This window comes from Bartonella sp. WD16.2 (assembly GCF_002022505.1).
Classification (GTDB): domain Bacteria; phylum Pseudomonadota; class Alphaproteobacteria; order Rhizobiales; family Rhizobiaceae; genus Bartonella.
In genome coordinates, this window is record NZ_CP019781.1 from 873,246 (window position 1) to 890,641 (window position 17,396).

Sequence of the window (17,396 nt, forward strand, 5' to 3'; positions counted from 1 at the left end):
GAGAAAACTTTATGAGCGATAATAATCGCAAAAATTTGCAGAAAGAACAACAAGATCACAACCAGCGTGATTCTGTGGAAGAGTTTACGCAAATTTTAAATTCAGACTTACAAAATAAAAATCAAAATTCTCATCATATTCACTCTTCGTTAGAATCTGATTCCTCAATACCTCAAACTCTATTCCAAAATAATGATTTTGACCTTCCCTTTTTAGAAGACAATTTTGAAAATAATTCACTGGGTGAATTGTCACTTAACAATCAAAACGAGCAATGGAATTCACAATCAAATGTTAACAATCCAGCTTCAATAAATACCCCCCCCCTTACTCATAATCACTCAGAAAAAAATAGTCCTTTTTCTGAAGGAATGCATTCTTATTCTCCCCATAATGATGAAGAACAAATCTTAGAAGCACTTTCCCCATTACCCATTCAGAAGAATGAAGGGTTACAAGATAAAACGGCACAAACTAATATCGACTCTTTTTTTGAAACAGATAATTTAAACACAAATTTAGAAAATTTTTTTCTTGATGAGGTAGACGAACAAAATGAAAATACAATCACTAAAAAAGCATATGAAGAAACTGAAGCTTTTTTACAAACAAACGCACAACAGCCCACAACTAACAATACACAATCAGACTATAATGACAAGCAAAGCGGTCATCATACACCTGTAAATTCTCCTTATGAGATGCGGGTTAATCAACAAAATTTGGGTAATAATTATTATGATGGTGGATTCTTAAAGCAAGAAGACAAAACTGCAAAAATTGCAGAATATAAAGATACGCAAACCCAATATTCTAAAAACAATATAAACACTACTGAAGATATTTCTCATCAAAACAGTGCGAGTGAAATTTGGAATAATCAAAATAATTTAAATGACACACAAACAAAAAATTTTTTTCTAGATGGGCATTTTCACAATGATAATCCTCCTCCAGAGGTTGACACTTATAAATTTGCAGATGAAATCGTAGAAAAAACTGAACCAATTATGGCTTCAAAAATTCTTTATGAAGCGCCCAAATATGATGTACCTGCTGATAATCTTCAAAAAGAATTTTCTGAAGTATTCAATGTAGGAAATATCTTTTCAGAAGATTTTTTACAGCAGCAACAAAATGACTCTCTTAACGAAATTTCTCATCGCACTAAGCAAGATCCAGAGGAAAGTTCACCCATAAACACCTTGCAACAGAGTGTTAACTATTCTTCTTTTGAAAACAAAGAACAATCTTTCCCTCCTCTTGCCAACAATTCACAACATAAATCTGCAGACGAATTACCTACCCATGTATTGGCAACTTCATATTTGAAAAATTTTATTAAAAAAAGCTTTATTAAAGGTATTATTCTTTTTATTCTGATTGCAATTAGTGCTTTTAGCTATTTTCGCTTTTTTATATCACCAAGTGAAAATAAAAACCCGCTCATTATTCATGCCGACAACACGCCTTTTAAAGTCAAACCAGAAACAACTGAAACTAAAAATAGTGTTATTCATAATTTAAATATTTACAATCAAAAAATCAGTAAAGGCGAAACACAAGAAAGCACACAACAATCTCTCGTTGACAGTTCTGAAACGCCTGAAAATTTAACAGCGTTAAATGAGAAAGCACCTGAAAATAAGGAAGCATTCGAAAATGAGAAGGTACTTGAAAATACTTCTTCTCATGATGAACCCAATATTGAAGATGCAATTACAGAAGCGCTCGACCATACCGTACCAACACGAGAAGTTCAAACTGTTATTGTAAAAGCAGATGGTACAATGGTACTTACTTCAGCTCATCAGACAAATAAAAAGCTCACAAATCAGTCTAAAGCATCCACTAATCAATCTGAAATAATTAATCAATTTGCTAATCAACCTCAAGATAATTCTACAGCTTCTTTGCAATCGTCCAACATCAACAATAAGCAAACAGAAGATAGTTCCGCAACAAATATTGACACAATTATCGCAGAAAGTGCTTCTATTCCTGATGATGAAAAGAAAACTAAAGATTCATTCATACCAGTGCCTTTATCTGTAAAACCTAACTTAACTGCACAAACACACAGAGGTGATCGTTCAAATCTATCGACTCAAGTAACGACACAAAACTCAGAAAACTACTATGTACAACTTGCATCACACCCAACATCTGAATTGGCTGAAAATTCTTTGAGAAAATTAAAATCTAAATTTGGATCTCTTATTGGTGAACGTCCTTTTAATATTCAATCCACTGTTATACCAGAAAAAGGGACCTATTATCGTGTCCGTATTCAAACTCAAAATCGTAATGAAGCTATAAATCTCTGTGAAGACATCAAAATCTCTGGCGGAAATTGCTTCGTCACACGCTAAATAAATATAGTAACAAGCTTAAAAACTGTTGCTATGTTTTACTTATTTTTTTGCTAATTTAATTGCTCATTAATTTTAGATACTGACCTCATACGAAGTAGTAATTCATTAGCCATCATATTTAATTTTTCAATTGTATTGGATTAAATTATTTCATCTAAAGTTTTTTCATCATAAAACGATAGCGATATGTACTTTTATAAAATATTAGAGACGTTACATTTAATATTTTTTCAAACTTTTTTTCTTAATTCAATTCTATATATAGCATTATCCTATAAAGACGTGTTCTTGTAATTTTGTAAAAAATTCAAAAGCAAAAGCAAACAAATAATGAACACAAGAATAGCCAAAAGCCTTTATAAGGTAAAATACGTATTATTTAATTTTTGTTTGTTTTATAGCTCAACACATCTCTTACACATATGAATGAGTTTAATTAATCATTGTAAATTCTTCTCTTTATTCCCCCTGTGTTTAACTATTTAAATTGATATACATATATAGGTTATTTAGATTCTTACTTCAGAAGAACAATAAATATTTACAAAAGTTTTAAGTTTTTCGATAAATTCTTAAACTAAAACTCTCACGATATGGTCAAAAAGTATTTAAGAACAATCTTACATCTGCAATAAAAACATTGATACTAAAAAATTGCTAATCATAAATTATAATTGAAATATCTTGTTATCTTCTCAGTAAAAATATATAGAAATAAAATATAATCTCAGAAGGTTTCATTTATGACTTCTTTTACATCATCTCTCCCATTTAAAATAGAAAAACATCCATCACCTCTATCAAATGAAAAACGAGAAGAAATTTTAAAAAATCCTGGTTTTGGTCAATTTTTTACAGATCATATGGGTATTATTCAATGGACTGAAAAGAAAGGTTGGCATAATGCCATTATTTCTCAATACAAATCTCTAGAGATTAATCCTGCAAGCACCGTTTTGCACTATGCTCAAGGGATTTTTGAAGGCTTGAAAGCATATCGTGCAAAAGATGGACGTATTTTATTATTTCGTCCTGATGTAAATGCACAACGTTTTGCAGAATCTGCCAAACGATTAGCTATGCCTGAGCTACCAAAGGATATCTTTTTAGATGCTATCAATCAATTAGTGAAAATTGATCAAAAATGGGTTTTTGATCATCCAAATGTTAGCCTCTATTTACGCCCATTCATGTTTGGTAATGAAAGCTTCTTAAAAGTCCGCCCTTCCCGAGAATATATTTTTTGCATCATAGCATCTCCAGTTGAGTCATATTTTACAAGAGAAAAAACCGTTAGTGTATGGCTTGAAACAGAATATAGCCGCTCTGGTCCAGGTGGTACGGGAGCTGCTAAATGTAGTGGAAATTATGCAGCAGGTTTACTTGCACAAAATAACGCAATTAAAAATAATTGTAGTCAAGTGCTGTTCCTTGATATGATTGAACATAAGTGGATTGAAGAACTTGGTGGTATGAATATTTGCTTTATTATGGCAAATAATACTCTTGTAACACCTGCATTAAATGGCACCATTCTTTCAGGAATAACGCGTGATTCAATTTTGAAGTTAGCGCAACAAATGAATCTAACAATAGAAGAGCGTCCTTACTCTTTTGAATCTCTAAAAGAAGACGCTAAAAATGGTAAACTTAAAGAAGCTTTTGCTTGTGGTACTGCTGCTGTTATCGCATCAATTGGACGATTTAAATATAAAGGGGGAGAATTTACCATTGGAAATGAAACAATTGGCGACATTACAGCAAAACTTCACGCACAACTAATTGGCATTCAAAAAGGAAATATAGAAGACAAAAATGGCTGGGTGCATCCTGTTCAACTCACTTAAGGAACCCATAAAAACTAGAGAATATCTTTAAGATTCATTCTCAAAGTTTTATAAGAATACAGCTTCTAAAAAGTTTTTTTTATTTTTTTAAAACAACAGTTAAAAAATAAAAAAATCAACTAAATTTTGATTGGGTTTTGTGTTGTGTCTTGATATTACGGATCGTGCCCGTACATGAGCGCATCACAATAGTTTCTGTCTGAATATAATTGCGTGTAAATTTAACACCAGAAAGCATATTGCCATCAGTCACACCTGTTGCAGAAAATAAGACATCACCCTTTGCCATTTCCTCCATTGTATAAGCTTTATTGGGATCACTAATTCCCATTTTGGCAGCGCGTGCAATTTTTTCTTCTGTATCAAGTTTTAAACGCCCTTGCATTTGCCCACCAATACAACGCAAAGCTGCCGCAGCTAACACCCCTTCTGGTGCTCCACCAATCCCCATGTAAATATCAATACCTGTTTCATCTGGATCAGTTGTATGAATAACACCAGCAACATCACCATCACCAATCAAATGGATCGCTGCACCAGTTGCACGTACTTTACTAACCAATTCTGTGTGGCGAGGCCGGTCCATAATGCAGACAGTAATTTGATCAACAGCCACTCCTTTAGCCTTTGCAAGAGCATAAATATTATCTGCAGGCTCAGCATCTATATCAACCAAACCCTTCGGATAACCAGGACCAATAGCAATTTTTTGCATATAAACATCCGGAGCATAAAGTAAGTTACCTTTTTCAGCAATCGCAATTACTGCAAGCGAATTAGCTAAATTTTTAGCGCAAATTGTAGTTCCCTCAAGTGGATCAAGTGCAATATCAACTTCTGGCCCAGTACGAAGCCCTACTTTTTCTCCGATATAAAGCATAGGAGCTTCATCGCGTTCACCTTCACCAATCACAACCGTACCATTAATAGGTAGATGATTAAGTTCCTGACGCATTGCATCCACAGCAGCTTGATCAGCTGCCTTTTCATCACCACGCCCTCGTAAACGTGCCGCTGCAACAGCAGCACATTCAGTTACACGAACTAATTCAAGCGTTAAAATACGATCAAGTCCATTTAAGATATTTTGAGTTACTTTGGGCATATGAAAAATCCTACCAGATTAGTATTAGCCAACAACATTAGCATTCACTATCAAATATTAACAATAAAACTTTCCCGTAAAAATGAAAGCCTTCTACAAAAAATAATCAATTTCCCTTTATTATTAAAAATAAATAGGATCATATAAAACAAATTTACACAGTTTTATGTCATACGTTCGATACGAATGAATTGAGATCTTGCAACAAGATGACTATCTTTTGCGATTCCCGCAAGCGCCTGTTGTATGTTTGTTTCTGTTGTTTCATGCGTGACTAAAATAATTGTTTTTGTTCCCCCAATTTGACCTTCTACAAAAGACCTCTGAACAATTGACTCCAATGAAATGTCATGATCAGCCATATGCTTTGCAACCATCGCAAAAACACCAGCACGGTCATGAACACTCAAACGAATAAAGTAATCCCCCGCGTGGGTAGCAATACATGTTTTTTTATAAGGGGTAAGCGCTAATGCTGGCCGTCCCAAAACAGCTCTATATTGAAAACCAGGATGTGCTTTTGCTATGTCAGCTAAATCTCCAATAACCGCTAAAGCTGTCGCTGCGCCCCCAGCACCAGAACCAGAAAATAGTAACTCACCTAATAAATCACTTTGAATAGCAAGCGCATTAGTGACACACATAAATTTGTGCAATCACAGATGATGTGGGTACCATTGCTGGATGAACACGTTGCTCAATTCCTGTATCAGTTTTTAACGCAACTCCTAAAAGTTTAATATGATAACCCAATTCATCAGCTGCTCGGATATCAACTTGCGAAATATTACTAATTCCCTCAACATAAACATCATCTAATGAAATGACAGTTCCAAATGCCAAACTTGTTAATAAAGCTAATTTATGAGCGGTATCGTGACCTTCAATATCAAAAATCGGATCCGCTTCAGCATAACCAAATTTTTGTGCATCTGCCAAACAGTCTTTAAATGAGAGACTTTCTGTAAACATGCGTGTTAATATATAGTTACAGGTCCCATTAAGAATCCCATAAATTCGTGATACACGGTTACTGGAAAGAGATTCTCTCATCACCTTGATGACAAGAATTCCACCCGCAACAGCAGCTTCAAAATTAAGAAAAACGCCTTTTTCTTCTGCATGAGTAGCAAGTGTTATTCCATGTCGGGCTAACAGTGCCTTATTGGCAGTAACAACATGATGTCCTGCCTCAAGAGCTGCCTCAACTGAAGCAAGTGCAACATCCAATTCACCACCAATCAATTCAACAAAAACATCGATTTCATTAGAAGAAGCCATTTGTACAGGTGAATCAAACCATTTAATATGACTCAAATCAATTCCACGATCACGGTTCTTATCACGCGCACTAACAGCAACAACTTCTATGGGACGTCCGCAATGATAAGTTAAAGTATTTGCCTTTTCATGTAAAATTCGAACAACTGAAGTACCAACCGTTCAAGGCCTCCAATTCCAACCCTTAAAGCTTTCGCCACTATTTAAACTGCCTGCTAATTTCTTATTTTTATTGAAAATATTTGAAATAACGCTTGCTTTTGATGCAAATCATGCTCATTCACAATAAATATCTAGGTATTTATTATACTCCTACTTTTAAAATGACAACAATATCCACTCATTTAATCAAATATTTAAAAATTATGAGGAACACAAAAATTGCATTTTTAAAGAATAAACTTAAAAACTATAATCTGTATAGGCATATAAATACTGCAGAATTTAAGTAAGATCACACATATTAAAGTAGTTGTTATTTTCTATATCCAACAAGAAGAACTCCACCCACCACTTTAAACCTTGATATAAATCTAACGTTTATATATCGCGTTTAAATATCTGAAAGTTTGAAATTGATAAATAAATTACCCTCAAAATAAAACACTGTATTTAAATAATTATCGATTTCCGCTCCGTACATCTGATGCAATGTTTTTTCAACTTCACAACACAACATTCCCTTATTTTTCAATTAAATTTAATGAATCTACGATTTTGTCTTAAAAAAATAGCTTTCATATGATATGCATTATTAAGAAGTTGTTGTTGTGTTTTGGTAAATTGTTCTTTAGCTATTAAACACTGCGAGTCTTTATCATTTTCACTCATTTACCGAAATTGGAAATAATAAAAATATCATTCAGTTACTATCGTTGCTAACATCAAGGCTTCTACCAGCTTTATAATTTTTCATAGATTTCCTCATTTAATGTTTTGTAAAATAATGCGAATTGCATCAACATATATTATTTAAGCTAATCCAATAAAATGCGTTTTTTGTAAAAAAATCATTCATAGGGGTTGCGAAGTAAAAAGATCCTCTCTATAAGCCTCATCACTGGTTTGCGCCCATCGTCTAGCGGTTAGGACATCGCCCTTTCACGGCGGAAACAGGGGTTCGATTCCCCTTGGGCGTACCAGTTATTAATAAAATCAATAAGTTATTGCAAAGGTAAGGGAATTTGTACTTATTGATTTCATTAAGTTTTTTTGTACACTATCCCGCACCTTTTTGAAGTTTTTTAATTGCTTCTATGGCGAGTCGTTTTCTATCAGCTGTCTTTGTATAGAGTGATGCCATATCGTCTTCAGTCCATCCAAAAATTGCCTTAAGTTGTGAAACCGTAGCACCTGCATTAGCAGCCCTTGTTGCGGCTAATTTTCTCAAACCATGGGCTGATTTTTTTATTCCCGCTTCATTACAAGCATCTCTAAACAAGTTACCAAAGGTTTCTTTGGTTAGTTTCGTGCCCCCTTTCCCACAAATAAATGTTTCATCACCAATAGGACCCGTTTCAAGAGTTTTTGCTAACTCAGGTAAAATGGGAAGAAACACATCTGTTTGGAATTTGCTCTTTTCTGTCTTTAAATGAATAATATTATCCGTTACATCCTTCCAACCGACGCGCACAACATCTCCCCGTCGTAAGCCTGTGTAGAGAAGAACATCAATCCATACGCGTTCATGTGTTCCAAGAGGCCATCGTTGATGATATTTATCGATGTCTTCTTCTAACCATGGAGAAAAACCCTCTGTATTAAAGGATTTGGGTGGTTTGATATTAAAGGCAGGGTTTCTGTGCAAAAGAGAATTATCAACTGCCCAATTGAAAAGACCATTTAAGGCTGTCAAAAAATGCCTTGCAGCGGCAGGAGTCTCACGTCTTCTCTCTACCGCATCAAGAATATGCTGTTTTTCTATACTTTTATAGGAACAAGTACCAATATGTTGAGAAATATTATTTAGGATTCTTTGTTTAACTTTTTTGGTTGATTCAGCTTGATTATGCCATTGCATGCTTTGCAAATATTGGTGCATCAGCCAATCAAAAGAACCTTCCATAAGTCTAGTACGTTTTATTTGTCTTGGAAGGCCGTTTTGCGCTTCTTTGAGAGCAAGTGTATAATTGTCAACAAATTCTTGCGTTCCATAAGTTCCGTATACCCTATACCTTTGACCATGCCCGATACGCACATACCATATGGTTTTACCATGGCGCGTAATTTCTTTGACAAGGTGGGGAGGCCGTGGTTTAGGCATGACTAGAACTTAATACCGTCAACAGAACGGCAAGTGTTTTGAGTATTATATTCTTCTTGCTCATCTTCCAATGGAGGAAAATCATCAATGTTAAAGAGATTACAGTCTTTAGTTGATGGTGTTGTTATTGCTTTGAGATAGATTAAGAGTTCACCGGTTGGTTTGATTTCAATTAATTCACATCCTTGCTTTTTAGCTTCTCGTAAAGCGCGAGCAATGGCCGGCTGTGTTATAGTAGGGTAGCGATGAGCCATGTTGAATTTCCTTAATTTTGATTGCACCTCACCTGTGATGAGATATGCATGTGTGTTGAAAGTGATTGAAAAATGGGTGGGGGCGCTGGTTGGGAGGGATGTAAGGAAAAGAGCGCCCCCTATGGGGTTTAAACAGCTTTTGTCAAGATTTGCATATCCTGTTCTATTTCTGCTAAAAATGTTTCGACAGCTTTATTGATGTGCTCAATCTGTTCATCATCGCGTGGAATGCGTAGAGCCCTGATACACAAATGAGGTGATTTATCTATAAACAAAGGGTGATAGCTAACAAAATCACACCATTTTCGCCCTGTGCAAGCCATTTGGAATTGCATTTGTAAAATATATTCAGGTTTGATTTTACCGTCTCGCAAAAAACGGACATGGGTTGTTTCTTGAGGACATTTGACTTCTATGAGGCCCTCATCTCCAATGAGACCATCAGGACTAGCGCCTGCCATTTCAATTGTCGGATGGGGAATAAACCCACATCGTGTGACAGGGGTATCGTAAAGAAAGCTATATTCTTCAATTGCACTGTCTTCATGTTCATTTCCCCATCGCATGGCAGGCGTTTCATAAGATGATACTGTTTTACCAGTTAAACGTTCTGTAATAAGCTTGATTTTGTACTCTTCATATTTACTTGTTGGTAAGCCTTTAGCTGTTTTATCGACGATGCTGTTAATGTTTGAGGCTGTGACTTTACCTAAACGGGCTTGAAACCACTCTGCAGTTCTTTGTTCCATATCACACCTCCATTGAAGCTTGTTGAATTGGTGTGTTTGGTTGTGTTGGTAAAGGTAAAGCTTGTTGTGCTTCATTCATTTGTAAGTGTTGTTTTGCTTCCAAACGCTTTAAAATAATTTGCCCTGTCTCATGAGACATTTCTGCAAAGTTTGTGACCTTTGCGTAAGAGAGTACTTTTTCCTCTTCTGTTTTTGTTTGTTCCATTAACTCTTTGATTTGCGCAAGTGATTCATCAGATATTCTCTCGTTTTGGGGATTATCATTAACTTCACTGAGGTAAATAGCTTCATTGATACGTTCAGCTTCGTCTTTATCGTAGATACCAGATAAACCGAATGCATAACGAGCACACTGTATAAGTGCTTTATGACGCAGCATACGAGCAGGACATTGATTCCAAGGTTCTGTATTTCGCTTACATTCTTTGAGATATTCTGTGATTTTAAAGGGGTATTTCTTGTCTTTCAAATATATAGCGCATGTAACAGAAAACAGATTGCCTTCATTATCAAAGTTTTCTTGGAGTTCCACTCCATCAAGATTATCATGTGAATGTATGACTTTGAGCCACCCATCAACAGAGACAACCGATATAATACCGCCGCCTCTTTTAGGGATGGCATATATTTCTTTTCTCAGGGGATTTAATCCATAATCATTGGCAAGATAAACAAAGACCAAAAACTCAGCATTAGAAATATTACCGCTAATACATGTTTTGAAAATTGCTTCACGAAATTCTTGTTCTGATAAATCATATTGTTGCGCCATTTTTGCAACGAGAGGAGTTGTCATTATCGTTATCCTTAACTTTGGGTACACCCCACCTGTGGCGTGAAGCACGCATGTGTTGAAAAGGGTGTGTTTTGATTAATTTTTAGATGTATTGAGAAGAAAGCGTTGTTGCTGTCATTCTTTTAAAATCAGCAACTTTGGCATTAGCAAAGTCGTTAATCTCTTCTTGAGTGTGGATTTGTTTGCAAAGTATCATACTCAGGCGTTTTAATCCTTTTGATGTAATTTTTGCGCTAGGAACGGTCTTTTCTCGTCCACTGATTGTTTGAATGGTTTCGGGTATATAAGCCATCAGTCCTTCATTGATTTTACTGTAATAAGGCATCAAACTTTTATCAGTACGGCAATAAATCCAACGACGATTGATCAAATAGTTCGCTAAATCTTCAGAGCACATGTCTAATATTTTTGCTACATCACTTATACTAAGCAAATTATCAGATTGTTCTAAAGGTTTAAGTGCTTCTGTCTTTGGAGTTAATTGAGCAATGATATGATCCTTACGTTCACTTTCATTTTTTAAGTGCGTAAAAACACCTAAGATGACCTGAGGATTAGAGTAGTCAATTTGAGAAGAGTTCATTTGTTTTGCTTTTCGTTCACACTCAATGAAATATTGACGAGCTTGCTTACCTTTCTCATTACGTTCAATCATAGCAAGTTCTTTTGCCATGTCTAAGGTGAGGTAGTATTCTGTACTTGGACGAGCGTTTTGTTTGGATTTTACTAAAATTTTAGTAAAACTCACAAAGTCTTTATTTTCTAGGAAACCGTACTCTTTAATACGATTAGCTATCTAATCGTTAAAATTGAAGTTAACTTCCAAGAACGTATACAACTCACGTGCATTGACTGTTTGTACAGTTTCTTGATTAATTGTATGGTTCCAAATAGCGATAGGCATTTCCATTACAGACCTCATAGTGTTGGGATTGTTTTTTCAGATGTGCTGGGAAGAAAATATTATTGCCAACAATTACTGTAGAATGGGGTTGCACTCTCCCGTTCTCTTAATTTTGTCTAAGACATCACTGTATGCCCAACTGTGAGCTATAAAATGATATGGATCGTCCTCTAAAAAATAATAATGCTCATAATCGTCTAAGTATTTTTGCACATAAAGTTCAGCAACCTCTTCAGAAATATCATCATAGCGGTTTGACATAAGATCAATGCGAAGAATGCTTACAACAGTTTCCATCTGGCCCATAATGTCCATGATTTCAGTTTCATCAATTGGTCCAGGTTTAGCGTAGTAATCATCATCGTGAGTGGACACAATCAACAAGATCTCATCAGCACTCACAAAAAGCTGTTTATTCATTTTCCATCCCCTCTCATTCACGTTGGCAAATGGTTATTTGTAGTGTATATAAGTCAGTACATTATGTACCAAATATAGTCAAGTACATTTTGTACTTATTTTATAAAAATAATAAAAAAGGGGAAATAATCTGTGTTTTTTTATCTCTATAAGAATCACTTTATTATATAGAGTGTCAAAAATGCTCAGGCTTGTTGTTAGGAATCAACAAAACGCAGCCGCGATTCCACTGATAGCATTTAATTTTAAGTAGATGAAAGATGATTATAGTATTACATTTCAAGAATAGTACGCCGTACACGACCTATTATTGAGATAGCACCTTCGAGTTTTGGAGCATTTATTGTTTTATCATATGAGGCGGGTTGAAAAGGAGGATTATCATTTGGCCTATATCGTTTATATGTTGCCTTTCCAGTTTCATCTGCAATGACATAACAAGCATTTGGTACAAGTTTCTTATCTCGCATATTTACAAATATTATAGAATCTGGAGGACTAATTTTATTCATGGACGAACCATCCACGCGCAAAGCAATCCACTCACCCGCTGGAAGATTGACAGCTTCGATCATAGAACAATCCAAAAAATCCGTTATACCGTCTTGCTCACTTAATTCTCCAGCACTAACCCACGAAATTAAAGGAACGCTCTCACTGAGGCTAGGATTATCTTGAGAAGACTTGCCATACAAAATCCATCCAGGATCTACATTAAATACCTCTCCATATCGTCCAGCCATTTGACGCGAGATAGCGCGATTTCCATTTTCATTACTAATTAATGTATTAACATTGAGACTTGGTATAGCACGTGCGGCTTCGCTCGGTGTTAAATACCCGGCGCGCTCACGTGCCATTTTAAGTCTATCTTTTGGTAAAAGAATCATTTGTACATTATCCACTATTTTTTCTGTTCAATGTGTACGATTTTATCTTGATTTTAAATTGTACGTAATGTACTGTTGTTGCTATGGTTAATAATTTTTCTGTTAAAAATTTAATTGAGTTCTGGGGATCTATACGCCAATTCGCAGAAGAAGTTGGATGTAGTTATGAAGCCGCGCGTAAAATGCGCGATCGTAATAGTATTTCTCCAAAATATTGGAACATAATTATTCAATTGTCTCAATCCAAAGGGTTATCTTGGGTTACAATAAATTGGTTTCTTCATACATATGAGAACAAATCTCGTAAAATCTACTTTCCAATGACAAAACACCATAAAGATGCTGTTTATTCCGCGAAAAATCTTACTGTACCAGATGGATCACAGTTAACAACATCTACGTTTTTGGAAAGTTCCGTGATTAATGAGCATCAGCGGGATAATTCGCCCTATTGAATTGAAGAAAGAATATGAAAGCAAAAGAAATGTTAAAAGAAATTTATACCCGATTTTATAGATTAGTAAGTCGTCATAAGAGAATAGAAAATGCAAGCAAATTAATGGAAGAATATATAGAGGTAATGCCCTGTGAGTACGATACAGATGAACTTGCAAGACAATATTCTGCTCAAGAAAGAACTCGTTCATTAAAAGAGGAAATGCATAATTTAAAATTTGATCATTTGCTAGAGAGGTTTGGAGAGTCTCTTGCGGAATTAAGCAAACTTATCAAGGAAGAGCAAGCTACACTTAAAAAATTATCCACGTCAATTCAACAAGAAAGTAAGGAATTACAGCAGAAAAGAAAAAACGTGGATTTACAAATGGAGTGGTTTGATATGTTAAACGATCAACTCAATGCTAAAACTGACGTAAAAGAACCAGTTCAATCGGTTGATGTTTTACCGCCAATGAAAGTTATTTCTTTTGAACAAAAGGAAAATCTTCAAGAGAAAGAACGTCTTCAAGCTTAATCTTGTACTCCATTTAAACGTGGCCATCTCATTAGTTTAGCGTTCAGAGTTTTTAAGAAGGCTACTTTTCAAAAACATTTTTTCAATCGAGTTACTCGCTAGACGCTCTGTCATAGCGTGCATAACCGTATATTGCCTAAACTGATGAGACAATTATGAAGATAAAATACGAGCTAACGGAAGAAAGTAAGCAAGTTCATATATTAAGATTTGGAATGGAGTATACCCACACTCTTTATCGAATTAGAGCTTTAAGAAACTTTGGTAATGTTAAAGCTGGTGACCTTGGTGGTTATGTAGAAAAAGAAGACAATCTTTCTCACTATGGCGATTGTTGGGTTGGGGGTTATGCTAAGGTGTATGACAATGCTTGGATGCATGGTGATGCTTTGGTTTCCGGCTGTGCCTGAGGTGTATGATAATGCCCGTGTTTACGGTGATGCTTTGATTTCCGGCAATGCAGATGTTTTCGGTAATGCACAGGTTCATGGTGATGCGCAGGTTTATGGTAATGCCTTGGTTTATGGTTACGCACATATTTACGACAATGCGCGGGTTCATGGTAAAGCACACGTTTGCTGCTGTGGAGAGGTTTGTGGTGAAGCAGAAGTTGCTGGCGATGCTTTGGTTGTTGGCGATCAAAAAATCCGTTCCGGTAAGCATTTTGGCGATGACGCAGAGATTGACACGAGTGCTTCCACTCAACGTGATGCCCAACAGATAGGGCAATAAATGTCATGAGCTTTCATTCACAAACCATTCTTTGTCTTGATCTAGGTACGAAAACAGGTTGGGCAATTTCTTCTGAAGATGGCACGATAGCCAGTGGAACAATCCATTTTCCCACACGTCGATTTGAAGGCGGTGGGATGCGGTATTTAAGATTTAAGCGATGGCTTACAGAAACCAAGGCGATACTAGGGCACATTGACGCCGTGTATTTTGAAGAAGTGCGCTGTCACATTGGTACAGATGCAGCTCATGTGTATGGGGGCTTGTTAGCAACCTTAACCACTTGGTGTGAATGCTATCAGACTCCTTATGACGATCCCTATTGCTACGATTAAGAAAGCAATGACAGGCAGAGGCAATGTCCCCAAAACAGAAATGATTAAGGCTGTGCGTGCAAAAGGACATGAGCCTGAAGATGATAATGAAGTAGATGCTTTAGCAATTTTATATTTAATGCATGTGGCGTATAGTGGTCTTGTCGGGTGTGGTTATGCTATACAAAACCCTCGTGGGAAAAGCATAACGACGGACTACATGCCGTGTTTCTTAACACCTGGCGCTCTTTTTGAGTGTCATTAAGAAACTTAATTACATGTAGGTGAAAAAATATGAACACTCTCATAACAATATCAGAACAAGTGATTGATCAGGAAACTGTTCAAACAGTCAATGCACGTGAATTGCACGCTTTTTTGGAAGTTACATCAAAGTTTGCAGACTGGATTACTGAACGTATTAATCAATATGAATTCGTTGAAAATCAAGACTTTGTTTGCTTCCCAATTTTGGGAAGCAAAGGCAGAGGCGGTCACAATCGTAAAGAATACCATGTTACTTTAGACATGGCGAAAGAACTTGCCATGGTCGAACGTAATGAAAAGGGTAAACAAGCCCGTCAGTATTTCATTGAGTGTGAACGGAAAGCAAAACAGCCTTTAGACCTCGTCAGTGCTTTGCAGAATCCTCTTACAATTAGACAGCTTCTTTTACCTATTGACAATGTTGCAGAAGTATTTGTATATGCGAATCAGGTGCTTCAAAAACACCTTAAAATACCAAGCGGATTGATTGCCGAAATAATCAGTCTTCCGCACATATTAAAGACTTTGACTCATTATATGCGTGTAGCGTATAGTGGCCTCGTCGGGTGTAGTTATGCAATACAATACCCTTTATGGGGAAAGCATAACGACGGACTTGGTACCGTGTTTTTGAGCACCCGGCACTCTTTTTGAGTGTCAATCAAAAACGTTTATTACCAAGGAGTTCATTATGAATACTCTCATAACAATATCAGAACAGACTGTTGGGCAGGAAACTGTTCAAACGGTCAACGCACGTGAGTTGCATGTGTTTTTGGAAGTCGGTAAAAAGTTTGCGGATTGGATTAAAGATCGTATTACCAAGTATAGTTTTGTAGAAAACCAGGATTATATAGTTTTCCCCAATTTTGGGGAAAACCTCCAAGGTAGCCGTCCTTCTAAGGATTACGCTATTACTTTAGATATGGCAAAAGAGCTTTCTATGGTTGAGAACAACAAGAAAGGTAAACAAGCTCGTCAGTATTTCATCGAATGCGAACGAAAAGCAAAACAGCCTTTAGACCTCGTAAGTGCTTTGCAGAATCCTCTCGCAATTAGACAACTGCTTTTAGAGAGCATTACACAATTGGAGGATTTAAGAACTGAGGTTAAAACACTTAAACCAAAAGCAGAAGCACTTGAAAGTTTAAAACGCTCTGACGGTCTGTTTGCTTTATATGAAGCTGCAAAAATGTTAGATGTACGTCCCACAGATTTTACTAAGCACTTACAGTTTCATAAGTGGGCTTATCGTAACTTTCCGGGTGGGCCTTTGTTACCTTGTCAGGATAAAATCAATAGAGGATTAATGGATTGTGTAATCCACCCCATTCAAAAATCAGACGGAACAAAAATGAGCGTTTCCAGTGCAAAAATCACAGTCAAAGGATTGGCATGCCTAAGAGAACAATTTCATGGAGGTGTGCAATGAGTAGTAACAGTGTCGACTTTTTATGTGATTTATGGATATCCTTGCTTTAGTTTGAAAGTTATGAAAATGGTGATGAAGAGGATTGTATCGCTCTAGTTCAGACTATGGATACAATAGAAAAAGCTTTAATTGCAAAGCTTCAAAAAGAAACTCCAGATACTCTCAAGATACTGGCAGTTCTTACAGGTTTTGGCGATTCAGAACTTCCCCGAACATTGGATCCTTTGTTGAAAGCTTATAGTCCATGTTCGGATGGAGTATCTTATCAGCTATAAAAATAAACCACACTCCCCTTCCCATCTTTAAAGGTGGGGAGAGGTTAAGCTGCATCCTTGATTGTGATAATCACTTGTTTACCAAGAACGGCCAGTGCTTGTTCTAATGTTTGAAGTTTAGTCGGATAGTTTAGATCAAGAATGCGTCGTGCTTCTGTTTCTTTTTTGCCGAGACGGTTGGCTAATTCTGTTTTTGTAATATTAGCTTCATTAAAAGCTTCTATCACTGCCAATTTAAGAGCATTCCATGCATTCACTGTTACTGCCACTAAGTTTTTATACCGCTGTGGTGTAGGTAAAGGCAATCCACGCATAGTATAACTACGCAATGCCAACCCTAAAGCTTCAACCGCATGTTCTAGCGCTTCAGCACGATTTTTACCAGCTGTGATTGCCTCAGGTACATCCGGAAAGGTTACTACAAAACCGCCATCTGGATCGGCTTCTAATTTTGCTTGATAAATATATTCCATTTTAGACCTCTCTATTATTACCAAACATGTTTGAAACAAAGAATTA

16 protein-coding genes, 1 tRNA gene and 3 pseudogenes are annotated in these 17,396 nt (G+C 36.2%); 10 read left to right on the forward strand and 10 right to left on the reverse strand.

Annotated features, from left to right (window positions below; all coding sequences use genetic code 11):
• Positions 1-11 precede the first annotated feature (11 nt).
• Positions 12-2,372, forward strand: coding sequence for an SPOR domain-containing protein (locus BWD162_RS03660; RefSeq protein ID WP_078705488.1), 2,361 nt, complete (start codon positions 12-14; stop codon positions 2,370-2,372).
• A 746-nt stretch (positions 2,373-3,118) separates the two neighbouring features.
• On the forward strand, positions 3,119-4,222 hold the full coding sequence (locus tag BWD162_RS03665; protein ID WP_078705489.1) for a branched-chain amino acid aminotransferase: 1,104 nt from the start codon (positions 3,119-3,121) through the stop codon (positions 4,220-4,222).
• 115 nt (positions 4,223-4,337) lie between these two features.
• Here BWD162_RS03665 and glpX read toward each other — a convergent pair whose 3' ends face one another.
• Both glpX and BWD162_RS03675 read right to left on the reverse strand, forming a co-directional pair.
• The gene (glpX, locus tag BWD162_RS03670; protein WP_078705490.1) at positions 4,338-5,327 is read right to left on the reverse strand and encodes a class II fructose-bisphosphatase; all 990 of its coding nucleotides are present in this window, start codon (positions 5,325-5,327) and stop codon (positions 4,338-4,340) included.
• 164 nt (positions 5,328-5,491) lie between these two features.
• Positions 5,492-6,808, reverse strand: a pseudogene (locus BWD162_RS03675) (homoserine dehydrogenase).
• A gap of 867 nt (positions 6,809-7,675) precedes the next feature.
• Here BWD162_RS03675 and BWD162_RS03680 point away from each other — a divergent pair.
• Positions 7,676-7,750: transfer RNA gene (locus BWD162_RS03680), tRNA-Glu, on the forward strand.
• Positions 7,751-7,827: 77 nt separating this feature from the next.
• On the opposite strand, the gene BWD162_RS03685 is transcribed toward BWD162_RS03680, so the two are convergent.
• The 7 genes and pseudogenes from BWD162_RS03685 to BWD162_RS03715 form a co-directional block, all read right to left on the reverse strand.
• Complete coding sequence (locus BWD162_RS03685) at positions 7,828-8,871, reverse strand: tyrosine-type recombinase/integrase (protein WP_078705491.1); 1,044 nt, start codon at positions 8,869-8,871, stop codon at positions 7,828-7,830.
• A 2-nt stretch (positions 8,872-8,873) separates the two neighbouring features.
• Positions 8,874-9,125, reverse strand: coding sequence for a hypothetical protein (locus tag BWD162_RS03690; protein WP_078705492.1), 252 nt, complete (start codon positions 9,123-9,125; stop codon positions 8,874-8,876).
• Positions 9,126-9,253: 128 nt separating this feature from the next.
• Positions 9,254-9,874 carry a lambda exonuclease family protein gene (locus tag BWD162_RS03695; RefSeq protein WP_078705493.1) on the reverse strand — a complete coding sequence of 207 codons (621 nt, stop codon included), beginning with the start codon at positions 9,872-9,874 and terminating at the stop codon, positions 9,254-9,256.
• A 1-nt stretch (position 9,875) separates the two neighbouring features.
• Positions 9,876-10,670: a phage recombination protein Bet gene (gene bet, locus BWD162_RS03700; RefSeq protein ID WP_078705494.1), complete on the reverse strand. Its 795-nt coding sequence runs from the start codon at positions 10,668-10,670 to the stop codon at positions 9,876-9,878.
• Positions 10,671-10,869: 199 nt separating this feature from the next.
• A pseudogene (locus tag BWD162_RS03705) lies at positions 10,870-11,580 on the reverse strand (antA/AntB antirepressor family protein); the annotation flags it as partial.
• 66 nt (positions 11,581-11,646) lie between these two features.
• Positions 11,647-11,994, reverse strand: a complete 348-nt coding sequence (locus tag BWD162_RS03710; protein ID WP_078705495.1) for a hypothetical protein — start codon at positions 11,992-11,994, stop codon at positions 11,647-11,649.
• Between the two features lie 272 nt (positions 11,995-12,266).
• Entirely contained in the window at positions 12,267-12,884 is a 618-nt protein-coding gene (locus tag BWD162_RS03715) for a LexA family transcriptional regulator (protein ID WP_010704151.1), read from the reverse strand.
• A 469-nt stretch (positions 12,885-13,353) separates the two neighbouring features.
• Between BWD162_RS03715 and BWD162_RS03725 the strand changes: the two genes are divergently transcribed.
• From BWD162_RS03725 to BWD162_RS08190, 7 genes and pseudogenes are all read left to right on the forward strand, one after another.
• The gene (locus BWD162_RS03725) at positions 13,354-13,857 is read left to right on the forward strand and encodes a hypothetical protein (protein ID WP_078705497.1); all 504 of its coding nucleotides are present in this window, start codon (positions 13,354-13,356) and stop codon (positions 13,855-13,857) included.
• Positions 13,858-14,012: 155 nt separating this feature from the next.
• Positions 14,013-14,267: a hypothetical protein gene (locus BWD162_RS07785; RefSeq protein ID WP_194284844.1), complete on the forward strand. Its 255-nt coding sequence runs from the start codon at positions 14,013-14,015 to the stop codon at positions 14,265-14,267.
• Positions 14,242-14,589: a hypothetical protein gene (locus BWD162_RS07790; protein WP_194284845.1), complete on the forward strand. Its 348-nt coding sequence runs from the start codon at positions 14,242-14,244 to the stop codon at positions 14,587-14,589. Before BWD162_RS07785 ends, BWD162_RS07790 begins: the two co-directional genes overlap by 26 nt.
• A 5-nt stretch (positions 14,590-14,594) precedes the next feature.
• Positions 14,595-15,045 (forward strand): annotated as a pseudogene (locus BWD162_RS03735) (hypothetical protein); the annotation flags it as partial.
• A gap of 152 nt (positions 15,046-15,197) precedes the next feature.
• Positions 15,198-15,824, forward strand: coding sequence for an antA/AntB antirepressor family protein (locus BWD162_RS03740; RefSeq protein WP_078705498.1), 627 nt, complete (start codon positions 15,198-15,200; stop codon positions 15,822-15,824).
• A 37-nt stretch (positions 15,825-15,861) separates the two neighbouring features.
• Entirely contained in the window at positions 15,862-16,602 is a 741-nt protein-coding gene (locus BWD162_RS03745; RefSeq protein ID WP_078705499.1) for an antA/AntB antirepressor family protein, read from the forward strand.
• A gap of 104 nt (positions 16,603-16,706) precedes the next feature.
• Complete coding sequence (locus tag BWD162_RS08190) at positions 16,707-16,877, forward strand: hypothetical protein (RefSeq protein WP_442855920.1); 171 nt, start codon at positions 16,707-16,709, stop codon at positions 16,875-16,877.
• A gap of 44 nt (positions 16,878-16,921) precedes the next feature.
• Here BWD162_RS08190 and BWD162_RS03755 read toward each other — a convergent pair whose 3' ends face one another.
• Complete coding sequence (locus BWD162_RS03755) at positions 16,922-17,350, reverse strand: type II toxin-antitoxin system HicB family antitoxin (RefSeq protein ID WP_078705500.1); 429 nt, start codon at positions 17,348-17,350, stop codon at positions 16,922-16,924.
• Between the last annotated feature and the right edge of the window lie 46 nt (positions 17,351-17,396).